General features: G+C 41.3%; 17 protein-coding genes and 1 pseudogene. 8 read left to right on the top strand and 10 right to left on the bottom strand.

Annotated features, from left to right (window positions below):
* Window positions 1-362: 362 nt before the first annotated feature.
* Window positions 363-1,541: a GNAT family N-acetyltransferase gene (locus V7L07_RS09630; protein ID WP_335057216.1), complete on the top strand. Its 1,179-nt coding sequence runs from the start codon at window positions 363-365 to the stop codon at window positions 1,539-1,541.
* 410 nt (window positions 1,542-1,951) lie between these two features.
* Window positions 1,952-3,274, top strand: a complete 1,323-nt coding sequence (locus V7L07_RS09635; protein WP_335057218.1) for a serine hydrolase — start codon at window positions 1,952-1,954, stop codon at window positions 3,272-3,274.
* 602 nt (window positions 3,275-3,876) lie between these two features.
* Here the strand turns inward: V7L07_RS09635 and gatB are convergent.
* Window positions 3,877-5,352: an Asp-tRNA(Asn)/Glu-tRNA(Gln) amidotransferase subunit GatB gene (gatB, locus tag V7L07_RS09640; protein ID WP_335057220.1), complete on the bottom strand. Its 1,476-nt coding sequence runs from the start codon at window positions 5,350-5,352 to the stop codon at window positions 3,877-3,879.
* A gap of 130 nt (window positions 5,353-5,482) precedes the next feature.
* On the opposite strand from gatB, the gene V7L07_RS09645 reads away from it, so the two are divergent.
* The 3 genes from V7L07_RS09645 to V7L07_RS09655 all read left to right on the top strand — a co-directional run bounded on the left by V7L07_RS09645 (window position 5,483) and on the right by V7L07_RS09655 (window position 6,871).
* Window positions 5,483-6,010, top strand: a complete 528-nt coding sequence (locus V7L07_RS09645; RefSeq protein WP_335057222.1) for a DNA topology modulation protein — start codon at window positions 5,483-5,485, stop codon at window positions 6,008-6,010.
* Window positions 6,011-6,251: 241 nt separating this feature from the next.
* Window positions 6,252-6,551: a hypothetical protein gene (locus V7L07_RS09650; RefSeq protein ID WP_335057224.1), complete on the top strand. Its 300-nt coding sequence runs from the start codon at window positions 6,252-6,254 to the stop codon at window positions 6,549-6,551.
* The gene (locus tag V7L07_RS09655; RefSeq protein WP_335057226.1) at window positions 6,548-6,871 is read left to right on the top strand and encodes a hypothetical protein; all 324 of its coding nucleotides are present in this window, start codon (window positions 6,548-6,550) and stop codon (window positions 6,869-6,871) included. The genes V7L07_RS09650 and V7L07_RS09655 overlap by 4 nt, the downstream gene beginning before the upstream one ends.
* 551 nt (window positions 6,872-7,422) lie before the next feature.
* On the opposite strand, the gene purH is transcribed toward V7L07_RS09655, so the two are convergent.
* The 3 genes from purH to purS all read right to left on the bottom strand — a co-directional run bounded on the left by purH (window position 7,423) and on the right by purS (window position 10,572).
* On the bottom strand, window positions 7,423-8,943 hold the full coding sequence (gene purH / locus V7L07_RS09660) for a bifunctional phosphoribosylaminoimidazolecarboxamide formyltransferase/IMP cyclohydrolase (RefSeq protein ID WP_335057228.1): 1,521 nt from the start codon (window positions 8,941-8,943) through the stop codon (window positions 7,423-7,425).
* Window positions 8,944-9,468: 525 nt separating this feature from the next.
* A complete protein-coding gene (gene purQ / locus V7L07_RS09665) occupies window positions 9,469-10,146 on the bottom strand; it encodes a phosphoribosylformylglycinamidine synthase subunit PurQ (protein WP_335057230.1) in 678 nt (225 codons plus the stop codon).
* Between the two features lie 147 nt (window positions 10,147-10,293).
* Complete coding sequence (gene purS / locus V7L07_RS09670; RefSeq protein ID WP_179064546.1) at window positions 10,294-10,572, bottom strand: phosphoribosylformylglycinamidine synthase subunit PurS; 279 nt, start codon at window positions 10,570-10,572, stop codon at window positions 10,294-10,296.
* A 144-nt stretch (window positions 10,573-10,716) separates the two neighbouring features.
* Between purS and V7L07_RS09675 the strand changes: the two genes are divergently transcribed.
* Both V7L07_RS09675 and V7L07_RS09680 read left to right on the top strand, forming a co-directional pair.
* Entirely contained in the window at window positions 10,717-11,121 is a 405-nt protein-coding gene (locus V7L07_RS09675) for a Fur family transcriptional regulator (RefSeq protein ID WP_335057232.1), read from the top strand.
* Window positions 11,122-11,181: 60 nt separating this feature from the next.
* Window positions 11,182-11,418: a type II toxin-antitoxin system Phd/YefM family antitoxin gene (locus tag V7L07_RS09680; RefSeq protein ID WP_334731983.1), complete on the top strand. Its 237-nt coding sequence runs from the start codon at window positions 11,182-11,184 to the stop codon at window positions 11,416-11,418.
* Window positions 11,419-11,518: 100 nt separating this feature from the next.
* Here V7L07_RS09680 and V7L07_RS09685 read toward each other — a convergent pair whose 3' ends face one another.
* From V7L07_RS09685 to V7L07_RS09710, 6 genes and pseudogenes are all read right to left on the bottom strand, one after another.
* The gene (locus tag V7L07_RS09685; protein ID WP_335057233.1) at window positions 11,519-12,088 is read right to left on the bottom strand and encodes a Uma2 family endonuclease; all 570 of its coding nucleotides are present in this window, start codon (window positions 12,086-12,088) and stop codon (window positions 11,519-11,521) included.
* A 118-nt stretch (window positions 12,089-12,206) separates the two neighbouring features.
* Window positions 12,207-12,422, bottom strand: a complete 216-nt coding sequence (locus V7L07_RS09690) for a hypothetical protein (protein WP_335057235.1) — start codon at window positions 12,420-12,422, stop codon at window positions 12,207-12,209.
* A 44-nt stretch (window positions 12,423-12,466) separates the two neighbouring features.
* Window positions 12,467-12,709, bottom strand: coding sequence for a DUF433 domain-containing protein (locus V7L07_RS09695; protein WP_335057237.1), 243 nt, complete (start codon window positions 12,707-12,709; stop codon window positions 12,467-12,469).
* 93 nt (window positions 12,710-12,802) lie between these two features.
* Window positions 12,803-17,259 (bottom strand): annotated as a pseudogene (locus V7L07_RS09700) (NACHT domain-containing protein).
* Between the two features lie 182 nt (window positions 17,260-17,441).
* Complete coding sequence (locus V7L07_RS09705; protein ID WP_335057239.1) at window positions 17,442-18,449, bottom strand: SPFH domain-containing protein; 1,008 nt, start codon at window positions 18,447-18,449, stop codon at window positions 17,442-17,444.
* A 170-nt stretch (window positions 18,450-18,619) separates the two neighbouring features.
* The gene (locus tag V7L07_RS09710) at window positions 18,620-19,054 is read right to left on the bottom strand and encodes an NfeD family protein (protein ID WP_179067145.1); all 435 of its coding nucleotides are present in this window, start codon (window positions 19,052-19,054) and stop codon (window positions 18,620-18,622) included.
* A 232-nt stretch (window positions 19,055-19,286) separates the two neighbouring features.
* Here V7L07_RS09710 and V7L07_RS09715 point away from each other — a divergent pair, with 232 nt between their 5' ends.
* Entirely contained in the window at window positions 19,287-21,326 is a 2,040-nt protein-coding gene (locus tag V7L07_RS09715; RefSeq protein ID WP_335057241.1) for a PP2C family protein-serine/threonine phosphatase, read from the top strand.
* The last annotated feature ends 2 nt before the right edge of the window (window positions 21,327-21,328 follow it).

A 21,328-nucleotide genomic window follows, 5' to 3' on the forward strand; every position in this document is an offset into this window, starting at 1 on the left:
ACACTATCAATGTAAAAAACAGTACTGAAGCCACCCATTAACAAATACATTTAATTAAGTATAAGTCTTTCGACAGTTAAACACAAACGTACAATACTATATTTTAGCTTGATTTTGGGGCTTTGTGGCTATGAGATTAGTCAAACAATTTTAGATTTTAGATTTGCCCTAGCAATCAAGTTAGAGGCTCATCAATTAATTGTTGGATTTTAGATTTATTCTGGCGTTAAATTTGGAGGCAACTCTTTAATTTTGAATCTTCAATTCCAAAATTCCAAATTTAAAATCTAAAATTCGGTAAAGCATTGAGGCAACGCCTACTGTAGTATGATTGTGATTTTGTTCTACTAATGGTATAAGAGATGACGGCTAAATTTGAATACAGCACTCTTGCCGATTCACAAGATATCCAGCACCTTGGGCATATATTTGAGCAGTGTTTTATCAGCGCACTTGGAGGTGAGGAAGCTTATATCAATCTAATTGGCATAGAAAATTTCCGTATTATTCGTGAGTCAGAGCAATTAATTGGTGGATTGGCAACTTTGGATATGGGCCAGTGGTGGGGTGGTTTGCGTGTACCAATGACAGGAATTGCAGTAGTGGGCATTGCTCCAGAGTATCGTGGTTCGGGAGCTGCGATCGCTCTTATGGAACAGACCCTCAAAGAACTTTATGCTAGGGGTATACCGCTCTCTGCTCTCTATCCAGCAGTTCAAGGCTTGTACCGAAAAGTCGGGTATGAACAGGGGGGTAGCTGGTGTAATTGGGAAGTTCCGACTAAAAGTATCCAATTGCGAGAGCAACCCCTACCTTTGCAACCAATATTTCCGCTCAATCATCAAGTCTTTCACGAACTATATCAGCAGCAGGCGAGACTAACGCATGGATATTTAGACCGACATCCAGCAATCTGGGAGCGCTTAATCCAGCCAGATGAGAAAGAAACATTTTACGCATATTTTATCGGTACTAAAGAGAAACCCCAAGGATATATCCTCTTCAGTCAACATTCAACAGAAGATGGCGCAATCCTGCGGGTCAAGGATTGGGTAATTCTCACAGTTGCGGCTGCACAATCATTCTGGTCTTTTCTGGCCAGTCATCGCTCTCAAATTGAGCAGGTGCGATGGAGGAGTTCTGTAAGCGATTCCTTGACATTGCTGTTACCAGAGCAAACTGCCAAACTCAAACAGACGATGCGTTGGCTACTGCGGGTAGTAGATGTAGTCAAAGCATTGGAAATGCGTGGTTATCCATCGGGAATTCAAGCTGAATTGCACCTAGACATTCAAGATAATTTGCTAGATGCAAACAATGGTAAATTCATCCTTTCTGTTGCCAATGGACGCGGTGAAGTTACAAAAGGTGGAAAGGGTGAATTGCAGCTAGATATCAGAGAACTAGCACCACTATATACAAGTTTGTTCACTCCCTACCATTTACAAATAGCCGGAAAACTGCATGGGACAGAAACAGCTATATCAGCAGCTACGCAAATATTTGCAGGTGCATCGCCTTGGGTGGCTGATTTCTTTTAAGGGGAGTGTATAAAATATAAGCGACTTCCAACCAAATAAAAAAACATATAACTTTTCTTGTGGGGTGGACATCTTGTCCGCCCTTATTTATGAGCAAGCGAGACCCCACCCCATAAAATTGGATAATTTCTTGATAATCCCTAAGTTGGAAACATAATTAATCTTTGGCTCGTCGTTCCGCTAGATTAACAATTTCTGTGGTTGTCAACTCACATTATCAATGAAACTGTGAGCGATTTACTTTGATAAGTAATGATGATTTTTTGTGCTTATCTAATCCTAAACATCATTTCAAAAAATAACTCAACAGCATTTCTGAATTTTTCTCCGGAATTACAGTGCGATCCTCAGAAAACAATCTAAGGTAAAGTTGATTAGTTGCTACATCGTTGCACACCTACAATCACAACATGAAATCACATTTACTTGCGATCGGTTTAAGCAGTTTGCTTCTAGTTGCAGGACAAGCTAAAGCCTCACGATTACAGTCTTGGTACTTTGACTCTCAGCAAAACCAATTACACCTAACTACAACTTCTGGAATCCAACCAAAAGCCTTTTTATTGGATAATCCTAATCGATTAGTAATTGATTTACCTGGAACTAATTTTAATTCAGATAGTGTTAAAAAAGCTTTTGGTAATACAATCAAAGAAATTAGGATTGGAAAACTGGACAGTCAAACAACTCGTTTTGTCATCCAATTTGCTCCAGGTTATCATATTACTTCCCGTAATTTATCCATTAGGGGAGATTCTCGTTCCCATTGGATTGTAAAATTTAACTCATTTGACCGCCAAAGCAATAGCATGGGTGGAGAAAATAGAGAAGATATTGCCATCAATTCCACTGATGCTTCAACATTTGCAGGAGTTGTCAATCTTGGTCAAGAAATGCAGGGCATCAGTTCTCAAATTCGCGCATTGTTAGCAAATTATAAATCATTGAACCCTGGAATATTTTTCTTAGATTTAGATACAGGTAACTATATAGATATTAATGGTGAAAAAAGATTTGCTGCTGCCAGTACAATCAAATTTCCCTTGTTAGTGGCTCTTTTCCAAGAAATAGATGCTGGTAGAATTAAACTAACAGATAAATTAGTGATGCGGCGCGATTTAAGGGTTGGTGAATCTAGAATTATGCAATATAAACCCATCGGAACTAAATTTAGTGTCCTAGAAACTGCTACCTTGATGATGACAATCAGCGATAATACCGCCACAAATCTGGTTCTCGATCGCTTGGGTGGTGCAGCAAAAGTTAGTCAACGTTTTCGTAGCTGGGGATTGCAAAATACAGCACTTCGGAATCTACTTCCAGACATCGCTGGCACAAATACAACAAGTTCCAAAGATTTGGTCAGGTTGGCGGCGTTAGTTTCTAACAATCGTTTACTATCCCCAAACAGCCGCAATCAAGTTTTAGGGATCATGCGTCGTGTCAAAACTAACAGTTTGCTACCGGCTGGTATTGGTAAAGGAGCTACCATTGCCCACAAAACTGGCACATTGAGATTTATCATCGGTGATGCAGGTATTATTGAAATGCCCAACGGAAAAAGCTATTTAGCAGGCATTTTGGTGCAAAGACCAAACTACGATCGCAAAGCTGGAGATTTTGTCCGTGAAGTTTCGAGAAGAGTCTACAATTACCTAAACCAAACCACAGTTAGCAATATAGAACCGAACTCTAGCGATGCCTCCGGCGGGCTACGCCTACGCACTCGTTAGCAATGGTAAGCAGGGAGTTAATATTTCAAACAATCTCTCAATACTTGTCGGGTTTTGGGGAAAAGGGGAAACCTTTAACCTTTTCCCAATACCTAATTCCGAGTTAAAAATACAAAATCTCAGCAGTATTATACTCTCTCTCATCTATTTTTTAAGGGTTAATACTTATTTATTGAGATTATTTCTAAAAATTTTCTGAATTATATCCATATCTAGCCCTGGCGAATAGAATTCGCGGCTATACAGACAAAACCCACCTCCGTGGGTTTCCAATTTCTTGAGTCCGCGCAGGCGGACTTGGTTTGTGTAGCCGCGATTTTTAATCGCCAAGTATATTTGCTGTATTGAATTCTATCCGTAAATACCACAAAAATAAAATAAAAAAGAGAGCCACTTAAGCAGCTCTCCAGATCATCAGGGTGCATCTACTTACCACAGCATATCATTTTAGGTATGAGGGTTGTCACCAGCTTTTATATGAAGACTTTGTGAAGGAAGACCGGGAAAATACTTACTTGGAAATTGGGCATGGGGCATTGGGCATTGGTTATTCTCCCCTGCCCCCTGCCTGATGCCAACAATAATTATTTACGCCGAACTACTTAAGCATTCAGTTTTTTCTCGACCAATTCGTTAGTCAGCTTAGGATCGGCACGTTTGCCTGTCTTTTTCAGAACTTGTCCGACAAAGAAGCCTTTGAGGTTGGTGTTACCGTTGCGATACTTTTCTAATTCTTTGGGATTGGCGGCTATGACTTCATCAACGATAGGTTCCAGTACACTAGGATCGGTGATTAACTCTTGACCTGCAAAGGCTTTCTCAGGAGAAATACCACTCAGCAAATCTGGGAGCTTTTCTTTAGCTTGAGCATTGCTAATTTTGCCCGTTTCAATGCGAGTGATGATATCTGCTAAATTGGTGGGAGTCAGGGCGATTTCAGTAATACTGAGTTTTTGCTTATTGAGGTGGGCTGCGATATCTTGAGTAATCCAATTAGCAGCAGCTTTGGGATTTGCTCCAGATGCGATCGCAGTTTCAAAATATTCGGCTATTGAACGATCTTCTGTCAACACTCGCGCATCGTAAGGAGAAAGCCCCAACTCACTTTCGTAATGATGGCGTTTTTGGGCTGGTAATTCTGGTAGTTCGCTCCGCCATTGCTCTAATTGTGTATTTGACACCTCAATTGGTGCTAAATCTGGTTCGGGGAAGTAGCGGTAATCGCTTGAACCCTCTTTCACCCGCATACTACTTGTGCGTTGAGCGCCTTCTTCCCAGAGACGAGTTTCTTGGATAATGCGCGAGCCTGCTTCGATGGCGGCGATTTGGCGCTCAATTTCGTAGTCAATCGCCCGTTGAATGGCGCTGAAGGAGTTCATGTTTTTAATTTCTACCTTGGTGCCAAACTCCTTTCGTCCCACCGGACGCACGGAAATGTTGACATCGCAGCGCAGAGATCCCTCCTGCATATTCCCGTCACTCACGCCGAGATACCGCACAATCCGGCGTAATTCTTCGGCATATTCAGCAGCTTCTAATCCAGAACGCAAATCGGGTTCCGAGACAATTTCTACTAATGGGATACCTGCGCGATTGTAGTCTACCAGAGAATAGGAAGAACCGGAGAGGCGATCGCTACCAGCGTGTACTAATTTTCCCGCATCTTCTTCCATGTGCAAACGCGTAATACCAATGCGTTTGCGAATCGGATTCCCCTCAGCATCTACCAACTCAATTTCTAACCAACCATGTTCTGCGATCGGTAGATCATATTGAGAAATTTGGTAATTTTTGGGTAAATCTGGATAAAAATACTGTTTGCGGTCAAATTTACTATATTTAGCGATTTGACAATTTAGTGCCAAACCAGCCTTGACGGCATATTCTAATACTTTCTCATTGAGTACAGGTAAAACCCCAGGTAAACCCATACAAATCGGGTCGATGTTAGTATTGGGGTCAGCACCGAATGCCGTAGAGCTATTAGAGAAAATCTTGGTGTTGGTACTCAGTTGACAATGGGTTTCTAAACCAATAATCGCTTCATACTCAGTTTTTACAGTGGTAGCAGTCGTCATAATATCAATAATTTGGGCATAATCCTTGTAGTGGTACTATTGTAGCGGCGTATTGAGTTGCGCTGAAGACGGTTATTTGGGTGAGCAATGCTTACCGTGTTGAGCTTGAAAAAGAAGGTGCGAACCTAAAGTGAAGAAAATCTTGATTATTGGTTCTGGGGGTGCTGGTAAATCTACCCTAGCCCGCGCACTGGGAAGGATTTTAGGTTTAGAAGTGATTCACTTGGATGCTTGGTACTGGAATCCTGGTTGGGTTGAGACTCCAAAAATTGAATGGCAAAGTATTATCCAAGACCTAACCCTACGAGAATCTTGGATTATGGATGGTAACTATGGCGGTACTCTCGACCTTCGTTTGTCGGTTGCAGATACGGTAATTTTTTTGGATTTTCCCCGAATTTTATGTTTGTCGCGAGTGATTAAACGTCGCTTCATCTATGCAGGACAATCCAGGCCTGATATGGCATCAGATTGCCCTGAAAGATTGAATTGGGAATTTCTCAAATATATCTGGTCATACCCAATTATCCGTCGTCCTGGAATTCTAGAAAAACTTAGTCAACTAACACCAAACCGCCAAGTTATTATTCTGCGCAAACCAACAGAAGTCAGAGAGTTTTTGCAAAATATTTCCCACTATTCAGATTTACTCAATTGATTTTTATTAAAAGTATCTGAAAAAATTGATCAAGTAGATATTGTTATTTATCTTACAATATACTATCAGTATAGCATTTCCCGACCTAGTAAGGTACAGCCGTAGGGGCAAGGCACTGCCGTGCCCCTATACCTTGCGGTATAATGTTGTACCTCATCTGAATGAGAACCGCTATAAGCAAGGTTAACTTAGTATAAGAAAGTATGAAATTACCACATTAGGTCATGGGGCAACTCAGATTATGATTGATGTCAAAACAGCAGTGAATGCTGCATATCAATATATAAAATCCATACAAGACATGATGGGTTCTTCATTAGAAGATTTGAGACTTGAAGAAGTTGAACTTTCTGAGGATAAAAGCTTCTGGTGGATCACTTTAGGGTTTAATATTCCTAAAAAACCTCCTAAAAACCGATTTGAAGACTTAATTCCTATCTCTATTGCTCCTACCATTGTCCTGTATGAACGAGAATATAAACTTTTTAAGGTAAATTCTGAAACTGGCGAAGTAGAAGCAATGAAAATTAGACAAGTATGAAAGATTTGATTGCTTCCCTTGTTCGTCGTTATTGCCAAAAAGGAGTTTTAATTGATACAAATATTCTGCTTCTCTTCTTAGTTGGAAGCGTCAATCAAGAACGAATAACTAAATTTAATCGAACCCAGCAATTTATACCAGAAGATTATGAGCTTCTGCTAGAATTTATTGCACGCTTTCAAAAGCTTGTAACAACTCCGAATATTCTGACAGAAGTTAATAGCCTTGCAAATCAACTTGGTGAACCTGACGTTCTCAGTGCTTTGCAATATTTGCTCAATTTGTTAAAAATGTTGCTCTTTTGGATGAATACTACATAAATAGTTTAGATGCTGTTAATACTGAAAAATTTGTCAAGTTCGGACTTACTGACAGTGGAATCCTGACTTTATCTAAAGGGAAGTATCTTGTACTGACTGATGACTTCAAGCTATCAAGTTATCTTCAGAGTGTAGAAGTTGACGTGATTAACTTTAACAATATTCGCGTCTTTAACTGGAAGTAAAAATATGAAATTATTTTGGAAGCGTTAATTTCTATAATTTATACATATAAATTAAAAAATGGCTGGGAGTGTTGCCGTGTTTCCACCCCAGACATCTTTTATTCTTAACTTGCTCCTCACACACAAATAGATATTATCACTACCTCTATCAAATGGCAAGTATATTGAGTGACATTTTCAAAATTCCACAAGCAATCTAATTTCTGACAAATTAAAAAGCGCCTGGGAGTGTTGCCGTGTTTCCACCCCAAACGCTTTTTATTTTTAACTTGCTCCTCACACACGATTAAAATATATCACTGCTTCTATCAAAGGGCAAGTAAATGATGTGACACTTTAAAAAGTGTACACCTGATGGTCAACAATTTAGTGTAAAAAGTGACGTACACCAGTTAAGACCATCAGCAAACCCAGTTCGTTAGCAGCTTTGATTGAATCTTTATCGCGCAAACTTCCCCCTGGCTGGACAATGGCTGTAATTCCTGCGGCTGCGGCTGTTTTGACTGAATCATCAAAGGGGAAGAATCCATCACTGGCGAGAGTTGCACCTTTGGCTTTTTCTTGAGCTTGTTCTAGAGCTATTTTAACTGAGCCAACGCGGTTCATTTGACCAGCACCTACTCCTAGTGTAGTGCGATCGCTGGTCACAACAATGGCATTAGATTTAACGTGTTTGCAGACTTTCCAAGCAAACAGCAACTCGGCTAATTCGTCGGGTGTGGGTTGACGTTCGGTAACTACTTGCCATTGACTGGTGTCAGCAATCACGTCATCGCTAGCTTGGACAAGAAAACCACCTGCGATCGCTTTCACTGTATCTTTAGGACCACTGCTCAAATCAGCTAGAGTCAAAACCCGCACGTTAGATTTCTTAGCCAGGATTTCTTGAGCTTCCGCATCACAACTTGGTGCAACCACACATTCTAAAAATGTTTTAGTTAACTCGCTAGCTGTCGCCGCATCAATCGGACGGTTGAGTGCGACAATTCCACCAAAGGCAGAAGTAGAATCAGCATTAAAAGCTTTTTGATACGCTTCGGAAATTGTACTTCCCAATGCAGTACCACAGGGATTTGTATGTTTGATGATCGTTGCGGCTGGGGTATCAGTGAATTCTGCAATAATTCGGCGTGCGGCTTCTAAATCAACTAAGTTATTGTAACTAAGTTCTTTGCCTTGCAGTTTGGTCGCAGTTGTCCATCCCGTTGGGGTAGTACCAGTTTGATACCAGGCAGCGGGTTGATGGGGATTCTCGCCGTAACGCAGAGATTGTAATTGTGTACCGTTAAGGCTGTAATGCTGTGCTTCGGCGAGATAAGATGCGATCGCTTGATCGTAACTAGCAGTGTGCGAAAATCCTTTTAATGCCGCCTTTTGGCGAAACTCTAGGGATGCCACGCCGTTATTTTGGCGCAATTCCTCTAAATACTCGTCATACTGTGCTGGATCGCATAATACAGCGAGATGAGCGAAATTTTTCGATGATGCCCGTAGCATAGCTGGACCACCGATATCAATTTGTTCAACAGCCTCTAATAATGTTACCCCTGGTTTAGCGATCGTTTCCTCAAAAGGATAAAGATTGACTACTACTAAATCAATCGGGCGAATTTGGTTATTTTCTAAATCTGTAATATCTTCGGGAACATCTCGCCGCGCCAAAATCCCGCCGTGAATTCGGGGATGTAGGGTTTTGACTCGACCACCTAAAATTTCTGGTGAACCTGTGTAATCTGCAACCTTGGTGACAGGGAGTCCCGCATCTTTGAGGACTTGGGCTGTTCCCCCACTGCTGATTAAATCAAAGTCAAATTCTTCAACCAAGCTACGGGCTAGGTCAATTATACCAGTTTTGTTAGATACACTCAGCAGGGCTAGACGCGCCATTGATCAATTCCTTAAAATTAGGCTAGAAGCAAAGGATCTCAAGTTTTGCATAAGCCTTGGTTTACTTCAAGACCATTTTGAATTTTAGATTTTAGATTTTGGATTGGGAATCGCTTTCTGTGTCTGGGTTTTGTGAAACCATCTGTCGCACTCATTTTTCAAATTGGTATTAGTCTCTAAATATTGGCGATCGCCTAAACATTAGACATCTCCGAAAAAGAATTGTTTTGACGTAGCAGTGCTACGTCTCTACAAGGGTTCTGGGTAACGCATCTTTAATTTCTGGAGATGTCTACTGGAGATGTCTATTACTTATCGATCTCATCAAATAATTACTGATGATTTTCTACCAGAATTGGAAATTACCCCTCACGCAATCGAATATTTTATTTGAGTGCAGAAAAAATAAATGTCTGTTCAACCGCGTGAGGTCAATAAATGATAAATCGCCGTCTGTAGAAGAATGTTCATCTATCTTTCAGACAGCGATCGCTCTTTAACCCAATTTATTGCCTGATATTTCCTCTACGCTAATGCTGCTACCTTCTCTAGTAAGCCTTGAAACAACCTCAAGCCATCACTACCCCCCAGCATTGCGTCTGATGCTCTTTCTGGGTGCGGCATCATCCCCAATACATTGCCCCGACGATCGCAAATTCCGGCGATGTTGTTCAATGAACCGTTGGGATTTTCGCCTTCATAGCGAAACAAGACTTGCCCGTTATCTTCAATTTCTGCGAGAGTGGCTGCATCGGCGTAGAATCGCCCCTCTCCGTGGGCTATGGGTAAAGTGATTACTTCACCAGTGCTATAAGCTTCTGTCCAAGGAAGATTAGTCCGCTCAACTTTCAAAGGGACGCGATCGCAAATAAAATGCAAATCCCGATTTCTGGTTAACACCCCCGGCAAAAGTCCGACTTCAGTTAATACCTGAAAACCATTACAAATACCGAGGACAAACTTACCTTTTTGGGCGTGTTCTACAACCTGCTGCATCACCGGTGAAAAACGCGCGATCGCACCGCAGCGTAAATAATCACCATAACTAAAGCCACCAGGGATAATCACGACATCCAAATCAGCAATATCTGTTTCTTGATGCCAAACCATGCGAGTCGGTTGTGAGAGCAAGTCTCTAGTTACATAAGCAACATCGCGATCGCAATTAGAACCGGGAAAAACAACAACACCGAATTTAGTCATTAGTCAAGGGGAGTGGGGAGTGGGGAATGGGGACTGGGGATTGGTGATTGGGGAGGCAGGGGAGCAGGGGGCAATGGGAAGAATCAAAAATTACCTCTTTCTCCTCTGCTCCCTGCTCCCTGCCCCTCTGCCTCCCCTACCCAGTCCCTAAAATACCCCAGTTTGAGTTTCGACCTCAATTAATTCAAAGCGGTAATTTTCAATTACGGGATTTGATAGCATTTGGTCACAAATGTTATCGAGGTCTTGACGAGCTTTCTTCTCATCAGTAGAGGTGATGGTGAGTTCAATGTACTTGCCAATCCGCACCTGGTCAACGTTCTCGTATCCCAGTTGCTTAAGACCAGATTGTACAGCGACACCAGCGGGGTCTAAAACTGAAGGACGAAGGGTCACGAAAATTTTGGCTAGATACTTGGTTTGCACGGGCTTTTTCTGAATGCTGCGATCGCTATACTATAACTTTATGCTCTAACTGAGTGAAAATAAGATTACGAAGCGGTTAAAGTTAATTGAGCGATTAGCCCATCTAACAGCTTCAACTACAGTGGCATATTTAAATAATTGTCTATGAGAGCCATACGCACCCGCAGTCAAGAGCGTATTTTCAACTTACTGAAAACCATCAAAAAAGGCATTTCTGCCCAAGATATTTACGTAGAATTACGTAATACAAATCAAAGTATGGGTTTAGCGACTGTTTACCGTTCCCTAGATGCCTTAAAACTCGAAGGTATGGTACAAGTGCGGAATTTGGCTAATGGTGAAGCCCTCTACAGCCTCGCGCAGCAAGATAAACACCATCTTACTTGCTTGCAATGCGGTGTCTCAATTCCGATTCATCAATGCCCTGTTCATGACTTAGAAGACCAGTTAGAAACCAGCCATAAGTTTAAAGTTTTTTACCACACCCTAGAGTTTTTTGGGTTGTGCAGTCAATGCCAAGTAAACCAAGCTACTGAAGTTGGTCAGTAGTCACCCAATCTTATGTTTTCTGCACGCGGACTGGTTAAGCCTAATTACAGGAGTAATGAAGTGTTGAGAATTAGCGTTGAAGAAGCAGCTATAAATTTAAAATCTCTCTTAGAACGAGTAGCTAGGGGAGAAGAAGTAATTTTGCTAGAGCAAAATAAGGCTGTAGCTCGTTTAGTTCCTCCGCTACAAAAGAAAGAACGATTAGCAAGTATAAAACAATTTCGTGATTCTCTTACGATTAAGGGTGAATCATTGAGCGCAACTGTCATAAATGCGCGTACAGAGGAACGTCATTGATTTATTTAGATACAAGCGTTATCGCTCCTTTGTATTGGAGAGAAGCTTTAAGCGATGCAGTTGAACAATTACTACTCAATGAAACTGAAGTAGGTTTGATTCAAACAAAACTCAACCAACTAAATACATCTGCAACTGTTAATTGCCAATTTTCCAAAACACTCAAAACGGGTAAAATATCTTGCTGTTCTTTTAATTCTGGTAATTTGTTGGGTTCAAAAATCATGATTGACTCATCAGCCGAATCGAGCAACCAACCTAGCTTTGATCCATTTTGAATAGAAAAAGTAATTTTGCTGATAACTCGGTTAGGCGATTGTTCTAGTGATAGAATTTCAATTATCCAATCTGGAGGAATTACAAATTTATTTGTAATTCTACCTTTTACATCAAGGGGAATTCTTTGCCATTCAAATACAGCAATATCTGGTACTATTGAACGACCTTCAAATGTACAGCGTAATTCAGGAAAGGCATAAGCTAGTTTTTCCGGTTTAGCAATCTCATTAATAGCTGTGACTAAACTGCTCTGTAACGTACTGTGTTCTCCTTGTGGCATAGGTTTTTGGTATATTTGCCCGTTAAAATACTCACTTGCTGGTTTTGTTTCTGGTAGTTTTAAGAACTCTTCTACATTTAATGCTGTAGTTGACTGAATAGATAAGGTCATAATTTACAACTTATCAAAGCTTGATTATTTTATCACTGGAAGAATGCGACAATTTAGTGCTTAGGAACGTGGATTAAATAAGATGCAAAACTTAATCCTGTCTCTCAATCCCTCTCCTTTATAAGGAGAGGGATTGAGAGTGAGGTAAACCAGGGACATAAATTGCATCAGCTTGTTCTTGTTCGTGAATAGTAGTATCAATTTCGTCAGGGAATGCTTCAGCATAAAGCCATGCTGTCACTAAGTTAGCTGCACTAAGTAGGTAGACACAAATAAACCTAACTATGTAACGAAAAGTAAAAACGGTGAAAGCCTTGCGATTGCTTGATTCCACTTCGTTCCATTCGCAATGACATAGTTATAAATTTTCTCATCCACCTACTTAAGTTGAGGATATTGATCTAGAATATCAGCATCTTTAGCAGCTTGTCGTCGATAACTTACCAACAACCAAACAGGAATGCGTGTTTCGGCAATACAAGCATCAGCACCCATTACACCAGGGGTTTTGGTAATTCCATCATTGTTGCTACTAATACCTTGGGTTAAGATGCGAATTGCTTCAACCTTTTGGGCTGGTGTTAAGGATAGTAAATGTATTTCTAACTCTTGGGCTGTCATTGGAAACTATCTAAGATTAACTATATTTTAACGGGTTTGAATATTTACTACACAAGCGTATAGGCGTAGCCCGTTGTAGACATCGCTTAAAATTTATTCCCCATCTTCCACTGCGCCTAATGCTTTGAGTGTGGCGATTTCTGCTGAGGTTAAACCTTTAACGCCTGTGATGTTCATACTTGCATAAAGTCTATTGTCTAGTGTTGTTAGGCATTTACCAGACTGAAAATCCCAAACTTTAATTGTTTCATCTCTACCGCCACTGACTATAGTCTGACCGTCAGGGCTAAAAATAACAGTATTTACCCAACTATTATGTCCTGACAAAGTTCTAATACGTTCGCCAGTCTGGATATTCCAAATAATGATTTGTGCATCATTGCTAGCACTGCTTAAAAATTGACCATCTGGACTAAATGCTACCGCATTTACCCAATCTATATGTCCATGTAAAGTTTTTAGACATTCGCCATTATGGATATTCCAAAGCTTTACCGTTTTATCACCACTTGCACTAGCAATCATGCGATTATCGGGACTGATTGCCAATGCACTTACCATTAAAGTATGACCTTGGATTATGTTTAAGCATTCTCCAGTATGGACATCCCATAATCTCACCGTTTTATCATAACTACTACTGGCTAGGATTTTATTATCAGGACTGATTACTACAAACCATACCCAGTCAGTATGCCCTTGCAAAGTTTTAATGCAATCTCCTGTACTAACATCCCATATATTGATTTTGCCATCACCACTACCGCTTATGAGGGTTACGGCATCGGGAGCAAAAGTTACTGAATTTACTCCTCCAGTATGACCAGATAGAGTTTTCAAACATTTTCCAGTAATGATATCCCATAACTTAATTGTTCGGTCATAACTACTACTGGCTAAAATACTACCATCAGGGCTAATCGCAACTGAATTGACTCTACTTATATGTCCCTGCAAAGTTTTCAAGCATTTTCCTGTAGTGAAATTCCACAATTTTACGGTTGTGTCCTCACTGCAACTAGCTAAAACTTTACTATTAGGGCTAATAGCAACTGAACGTACCCAACTGGTAGAACCCTGCAAGATATTCAAACACTTTCCGGTATTAATGTCCCATTTTCTGACAGTTTGATCCTCACTACCACTAATTAAATTTGTGCCATCAGGACTAATTGCTATTGAGCGTACCCGACTAGTGTGTCCTTGTAAATTTTTTAAGCATTCCCCTGTTTTCAAATTCCATAGCTTTACCGTTTTATCTCTACTGCTACTTACCAATATCTGATATTTATTATCGATAGCAACTGAACGTACTGTATCCGTATGTCCTTCAAAGGTTTTTAAGCATTCTCCAGTGGCAATATCCCACAATTTTATAGTTTTATCTCTACTACCACTTATTAGAGTTGTACCATCTAAATCAAAGAAAATAGACCTTATTGAATCGGTGTGTCTTTCAAAAGGTTTTAAAAATTTGCCAGTAAAAATATGGAATATTTTTACTGTTTTATCTTTTCCTCCAATTGCAATAATTTTACCGTTAGGGCTGAAAACTACTGAATATATACTGCTTATATTTTCTAAAGTTTTCAGACATTCTCCAGTGCTAAGATTCCATAATTTTATAGTTTTATCTCGACTTCCACTTGCTAATATTTTACCGTCTGGACTAAATGCTACCGAATTTACCCTATCGCTATGTCCTTCCAGAACTTTCATACATACTCCGGTGGTAGTATCCCACAACCTTACAGTATGGTCATAGCTAGCACTTGCCAAAATTTGAGCATTAGGACTAAAGACTACTGAGCGTATCCAATTATTGTGTCCTTTACATTTAAAAATTTGTTGATCATTTCCAGCCAGCCATATACTAATTTCACAATTGCCATCAGCTGCTGCAAATAGCTCGCCATTAGGACTGTATGCAACTGAAAAAACGGCACCGAAGACCTTTGGGAAAACTGATTTAGTTAGGTTGGCTCCTATAAAATGAGCATGCGTAAGCTCGCCTCGGAAAAATCTGCTCCTTTAATAACTGTATTGGTTAAATCTTGCCCCTCCAAAGCCGCCTTATCAATCTTCACCAACAATGTTGCCCCATTCCCGCCAAGATAACCCGCTTCATCTTCAGTTTTGCCCCGCGTTGTCTCAATCAGATTAACAATGCCAGCTTGAGCATCTATATCAATCATCGGTAAAAGCAAATCTATGACTGCTTTTGTGAGTGATGCTTTGCCAAAAGTCTCCCTTAACTTCTCAAAAGACTCACTTGTAAATGCTTTTAGTGGTGCGTAGGCGTAGCCTATTGTAGACATCGCATCATCCAATTGACGCGAAAAATAACTAGACCAAGTGTAATTAACTGGCGCTACACTGCTATCCAAGCCTGATTGTGCTTGAGCTAACTCCGTAAAATCGCTAGATAACGCTCCCAACTCTGCGGCAAATTTATACGCTACAAAAAACTCTAACAAAGACCGATGCGCTGGAGTATAATCACCATCAGCATTGCGGATGAGCATTGTTTGCCCCATCATGTCATAATGCCAATGGTCTAAATCCTTCTCTTCTTGCACCACCGAACCAAACAACCGCCGAATTCTGTCAGGGAAAAGCCGATAATTGAGGCTCATTTCATCTTTAGACAGCATTTCCCAAGAAAGTTCGCACAAAAAGTATAACTTTTCTGCCAAAGAAGTAAAGGTGCGATCGCTCTTAATATCCCGTTCCATTTTCCGCCGCACCGCATACAAGTAAACCCGCGACATATCCACAGGTTTACCCGCCTCAATATCTGGTAAAGCTTCCAAAATTAACTCACTCATCACCGGACGACGGGCTAAATCCAATAACTGCGGATTTCCCATGACTTGCTCAACCGTTGCAGCTTCCGTTTGATGCGACAACACCAGCCGAATTTGCTCGTCGTTAAATTTCTCCAGTTCCAGCACTTCAAACTGCGGTGTTTCCCCTGTCAGTTGCTTGGTAGATGCTTGCAACTCGGCATTGAGTAAAGCGCGTCCTTCCTTGGCTTCGGGAAAATGTTCGGTGCGACAAGTCAAGATAACCTTGGCACCAGGAACTACAACTTTTGCCAGTTCCCAAAAGTTATTAATCATCTGCTGACGGTCAACTTTTGCTGCCATTTCGTCAAAACCATCGAAAATTAGCAGCAATTTACCCATACCGTTTAACTGGTCAAATACTTCACTCGTTAAACGGATATTGTGTTGTGTAAAAAAGAACCCTGCCAAAACGTTCTCAACATTTATTGCTTTGGCAAAATCTCGCAGTGTAATTACCAAAGGCAAACGGGGACGCTCAACACCGCGCTTTTGGGCATCTCGGTAACGCTGCAATGCCACCCAAGCATAATGGAAAGCAAACCAAGTTTTCCCCGTACCAAATTCTCCTAGTATAGAAATATGCTCTTTGGCAGGATCATCCAACCACATATCAATGTAACCATCAATCCAACCATCGCGATCGCTATAGTGACTAATACCGATACGCTGCTTAGTATCGGGGTCAATTTCCTCTTTTGTGCAAGCTAAAGGAACGTATTTTATATCTATTTGCCGCCGAATAATTTCCGCTTCTAACCAATCGAGATAATCGGTAAAATCAGCATCTTGGTCAATAAGTTCGTCAAAAGTGTAACAACCTAAGTGGCGATTTTCATCCTTTTCTACCTCATTTCGTGCTGCGCGTGCAATCCGTCTGGCTGTTACTAACCAACCTTCATCAGTTCTCTGTTGCTCCACAGAAGAACGCAAAACAGCTACATCCTTGAGTCCAACTTCCCCCTCAATTCCTCTGATTAAGATGCGGTCATATCGGTTACGCCGGGTTGGCACATTAATAATCCACTCAAAATATGAATCACCCCAAATTTCATACTTTTCAAAGCGGTAGCCCAAGGTTTCAAACCAACCGCGCATTTGTTGAGCTAGGGCTATGGCTCGACATTGATTTTCGGTAGATGTTCCGGCCTCTAGCAGTGCGGGGGAATTCTGTGCCAACCGCGCTATTTCTGTCCGAATACCTTCCAGCGTCGGCAACCTGTCAAGTAGTTCTTGGATATTTGCAATGCGTTTTTGCAAAGAGCCAATTTGTTGATTCATAAGTGTATCTGCTGGGTTGCGAGTGCGTTTAGCAACTTCCGCAAACACAATATAAAACGCGGCAATTTCCCGTCTAATGTCAATTCCCAAACTTCTAATGTCATCACCCAAGGAATAGGCATCAAGCCAAGCATCAACCTCAGAAAGCAAAATTGAGGGGTTATTATGGTCAAATGCTTTGCGGAAAGCCTGTTTGATTGCTTCTTGGCGAAAAAGTTCTAAAACAGGCTTGGATTTACCAACACCGTACTCTACCAATGAGTATGCATAAACCCCACTAAAATCTGCTGGTGGATGCTCTGGATCGAGGTTAAACTTCTGAAGTAATTTAATTACAGTCTCATTGCGCCGAATTTTTTCCTTAATCAAAGGATTAGCGATCGCAATAATAGCGTTGATGACCTGTTCTGGGTTAATTATCATTTGTCATTGGGCATGGGGCAAAACAGTTCCGAGTTCCGAGTTCCGAGTAAAGAAATGAGATTCCCCACTCAGCACTCATTACTCAGCACTCTTAAGGGGCATGGGACATCGGGCATGGGGAAGAAATTAATCTCTACTTCCTAACTCCTAACTCCTAACTCCCCACTCCCTACTCCCCATTTCTAGCTAGGACGATTATTTTCTAATCCTGGTATTTGTTTAGAAAATAAATCGTTAGAGTCAACTTGACCATTTGAGATAACTGAGCGCATACCCTCAAAAGCAGCAGGAATAGTGCGCGGATCTATAAATAAGACCTTGCTGCTATCGCTTCTCCCAATTGTTGCGCCCATATCTAGATAGCCCAAAGCAAACAGAACTTCTACTGCTTTGTTAGCATTGGGATTTGTCTGGAGCTTTTGGGCTATAATTTCTGCTGATTCTGCGATCGCCTGGGCTTTTAAAACCTGTTGCTGACGTTCCGCTTGAGCTTTCAGAACGAGCGCCTTTTGTTCAGCTTCCGCTTGCAGAATTGTCGATTTTTGACGAGCTTCCGCATCCAATATTTGCGCCTCCGCTTTACCTTTAGCACTATTGACAGCAGATTCGCGTTCGCCCTCAGAAGTTAAAATTGCTGCCCGTTTGCGTCGTTCTGCCGACATTTGCAATTCCATCGATTCTCGCACTGCCTGAGATGGAATAATATCTCGCAGTTCTACCCGTGTCACTTTCACACCCCAAGGATCGGTAGCAACGTCCAAATCCCGTAACAAAAGTTCACTGATGTGGGAACGAGCAGTAAAGGTTTGATCCAACTCCAGTTGCCCCATTTCGGCGCGAATTTGAGTCAACACCATATTTATCATTGCCGACTGGAGATTTTCTACCTTATACCAGGCTTTTTCCATATCCACGATGCGCCAGTAAAACACTGCATCTACCTCAATGCCAACGTTGTCACGGGTGATGCACTGTTGGGGAGGAATATCTAAAACTTTTTCTTTGATAGTTCCTTGGTAGACAACTTTATCCAGAAAAGGAATGACAAAGTTTAATCCTGGTTCAAGTTTTTTGTTATAACTACCCAATCTTTCCACCAAGGCTTCATTGCCCTGATTGACGACTTTTACCGTTCCTGCGACAGCACCACCACCAAGGGCTAAAAATACTAGTAAAAAAAATTGTTCCATTGCAAATCTCCTGGTTTTTAATAAAGTGAGTGGGGAGTAGGGAGTAGGGAGTGGGGAGTGGGGAAATGAGGGAGATGAGGGAGAACAAGGAGAACTTGCAACAAGTCTTTCTCCTTGTCCTCTTCCCACCAATCCCCAGTCCCCAGTCCCCAATCCCCAATTCCCATTAACTAAGAATTCAACAGATTTTCTGGTACGACAATTAAAGTAGTACCTTCCCTCCTAACTACATAAACTTTTTGATGGGGTGGTACGGTAAATTTCTCATCATCACATCTTGCTTGCCAAGAATTTCCCTCATACCGTACCCGCCCTGTTTTCCCAGGCAGAATTTCTGTTAAGGTTTCGGCTATGACTGCATCCTGAATTTTCGATTTGCGTCGTCGCGGTTGCAAAAAACGACGGGAAAGCACGATTAGGGCTGTGGAAAGCAACAGCCAAACTACAACTTGCAACCATACACTTCCCATACCCACTCCAGACAGCAGCGCCACCACAAAAGCGCTAATTCCCATCATGAAGGCGACAAACGCCGATGGTAAAAACAGTTCCATTAAACACAGAACTGCTCCTGCCAGAAGCCAGATTAAGGTAAAACTTGGCATAGCGCCATCCTAGTTTCTACATTGACGTAAATGCATTTCTACGATTAGATACAGCCAGACGTAAGTTATTTACAGAAAGCAAAACTTGATATTTCTACCAATAATTTTGATTAACTTCAGTAACAACGTGTAGCTAGCAGTACACAAGTCCAGTTTATTCTAGCCTTCAATTCATTGCCAGCTAAAGTTAATCGAAGTTCATGAGTTGATTGTTTTTTAAATTTATACCTTTATGATTTCTACCCAACTGATAATTTTTTGTATAAATCCACGCTGTAATAGCCCCATTAATCCAATGGGGGATAGTGTTTGTGCCAATTGCCAAACTCCTTTAGTTCACCGCTATCTTCGGGCGACTGGCTCATTGTCTGCTCAAATTCCACCAGGTACAAAGGTTGCAGATAGGTATGAAGTAATTAAACAGCAGATTTGGTTGGATACTCAACCGGGACTACCGCCAGATATACCTGAAGAATTGCCAACAGAAGTAATTCCTTATTTACGGTTATATCAAGAGCGGTTGCATTTACCCCAGGCCTATGGGTTTGCGAGTAACCTTGAGGGAGATACAACTGATATCCTTTTATTGGAAAATGTGCCGATAGATAATACAGGAAATATCTATCCAACTATCGTTGAGGCATGGGAGCAAGCAACAGCAGTACGACAAGTTTATTGGCTGTGGCAAATTCTCCAACTTTGGACACCTTTATCTGAACTGGGACTTAGCCACAGTTTACTAGTAATAGATAACTTGAGGGTCGAAGGTTGGTGTGTGCGACTGTTGGAACTCTACCAAACACCAGCAGATGAGAAGCTGAGTTTACAAAGTCTAGGTGAGTGTTGGCAGTTTTGGGTAGTGTCTGCCAAAGCATCAGTAGCCAAAGGGTTACAGAACATAGTTCAGGAGATGTGTGAAACTGAGATTGAGTTAGAAGCGATTAATTTTCAACTCAATCATTTACTACTAGCGGCTGCGGCAGAATTGCCATTAGTCTTGAAGGTGGCAGGCTCTACAGATATTGGCCCAATCATGGCGCAAAATGAAGACGCTTGCTATCCCAATGCTTTGAGTGATTTAGATGAACCTTTATTACGCCACTTGTCGATTGTTTGCGATGGTATTGGCGGCCATGAAGGCGGTGAGGTTGCCAGTAAGTTAACAGTGCAGTCTGTAAAGTTGCAAATTCGCGCTTTACTAGCGGAAGTAACACAACAAACTGGGCTTTTACCCCCAGAGTTATTACAAGAACAATTAGAAGCAAGCTTACGGGTAATAAATAATCTGATTTGTGCCCGCAATGATGAACAAAAACGCCAAGGCAGAGAACGCATGGCTACAACAATTGTCATGGCGGTGCAAATTCCCCAACGAGTCCAGACAAGTACTGGATGGCAATCAAATAATACCCATGAACTTTACTTAGCTAATGTTGGCGATAGCCGCGCCTATTGGATTACTCGAAATTATTGCCAGCTACTCACTGTCGATGATGATGTGGCAACGCGAGAAGTCCGCCTTGCAAAAAGCTTGTATCGAAAGGCACTTCTAAGACCAGATGCTAGCGCCTTAACTCAAGCATTGGGGACAAGAGATTCAGAATCTTTACGTCTCAAGGTTCAGCGATTTATTGTGGAAGAAGATGGCATCTTGCTACTGTGTTCTGATGGTTTAAGTGATAATAACTGGGTAGAACAATCTTGGCAGGATTATGCAATACCTGTGTTAGCGGGGCAAATGACAGTTGAAGATGCTGTCCACAACTGGATTAACTTGGCAAACGAAAAAAATGGGCGTGATAATACATCGGTTGTTCTGACTTATTGCCGTGTTTCTCCAGAATATTTAGTACCTGTGACTCCGGCGTTGCCAGAAGAAATTATAGAAGCAGAAATACAAGAGGAAGAAGAACAAGCAGAACGAGAAGAAGAGGAGGAACAAGTAGAACTAGAGGAAGAAGAAAAAGAAGAAGAAGAGGAATTAATTTCCTTTACAGAAAGTTCGGAAACTCTGCTAGATTTGGATTTAGGTTTGGATCTAGATTTGGATCTTTCAGAGGAAACACCTTTCATACCAGAAATTCGACCAACTTTCATTACAAAACCTAAACGGGATAAGCGTTTATTAAGACTGGGGGAAGTCTTAGCATTGCTTGTAGGGGGTACAAGTCTGGGATTATTTGCTTGGTGGCAAATTAATCCTCAAGGATTCCAGCAGATGTGTCGGCAACTTCCCCAAGGAGTGGAGCAATTTTGTTCCCCTAGAAAATAGGT

The organism is Nostoc sp. (assembly GCF_036916985.1).
In the GTDB taxonomy this organism is placed as follows: domain Bacteria; phylum Cyanobacteriota; class Cyanobacteriia; order Cyanobacteriales; family Nostocaceae; genus Nostoc.

Bases quoted from the DNA above. Each gene is read 5' to 3' on its own strand.
- V7L07_RS09635 (WP_335057218.1), top strand. From the start codon at position 1,952: ATGAAATCACATTTACTTGCGATCGGTTTAAGCAGTTTGCTTCTAGTT.
- purQ (WP_335057230.1), bottom strand. From the start codon at position 10,146: ATGACTAAATTCGGTGTTGTTGTTTTTCCCGGTTCTAATTGCGATCGC.
- V7L07_RS09655 (WP_335057226.1), top strand. From the start codon at position 6,548: ATGAAAGATTTGATTGCTTCCCTTGTTCGTCGTTATTGCCAAAAAGGA.
- V7L07_RS09650 (WP_335057224.1), top strand. From the start codon at position 6,252: ATGATTGATGTCAAAACAGCAGTGAATGCTGCATATCAATATATAAAA.
- purH (WP_335057228.1), bottom strand. From the start codon at position 8,943: ATGGCGCGTCTAGCCCTGCTGAGTGTATCTAACAAAACTGGTATAATT.
- V7L07_RS09675 (WP_335057232.1), top strand. From the start codon at position 10,717: ATGAGAGCCATACGCACCCGCAGTCAAGAGCGTATTTTCAACTTACTG.
- gatB (WP_335057220.1), bottom strand. From the start codon at position 5,352: ATGACGACTGCTACCACTGTAAAAACTGAGTATGAAGCGATTATTGGT.
- V7L07_RS09715 (WP_335057241.1), top strand. From the start codon at position 19,287: ATGATTTCTACCCAACTGATAATTTTTTGTATAAATCCACGCTGTAAT.
- V7L07_RS09705 (WP_335057239.1), bottom strand. From the start codon at position 18,449: ATGGAACAATTTTTTTTACTAGTATTTTTAGCCCTTGGTGGTGGTGCT.
- V7L07_RS09685 (WP_335057233.1), bottom strand. From the start codon at position 12,088: ATGACCTTATCTATTCAGTCAACTACAGCATTAAATGTAGAAGAGTTC.
- V7L07_RS09710 (WP_179067145.1), bottom strand. From the start codon at position 19,054: ATGCCAAGTTTTACCTTAATCTGGCTTCTGGCAGGAGCAGTTCTGTGT.
- V7L07_RS09695 (WP_335057237.1), bottom strand. From the start codon at position 12,709: ATGACAGCCCAAGAGTTAGAAATACATTTACTATCCTTAACACCAGCC.
- V7L07_RS09630 (WP_335057216.1), top strand. From the start codon at position 363: ATGACGGCTAAATTTGAATACAGCACTCTTGCCGATTCACAAGATATC.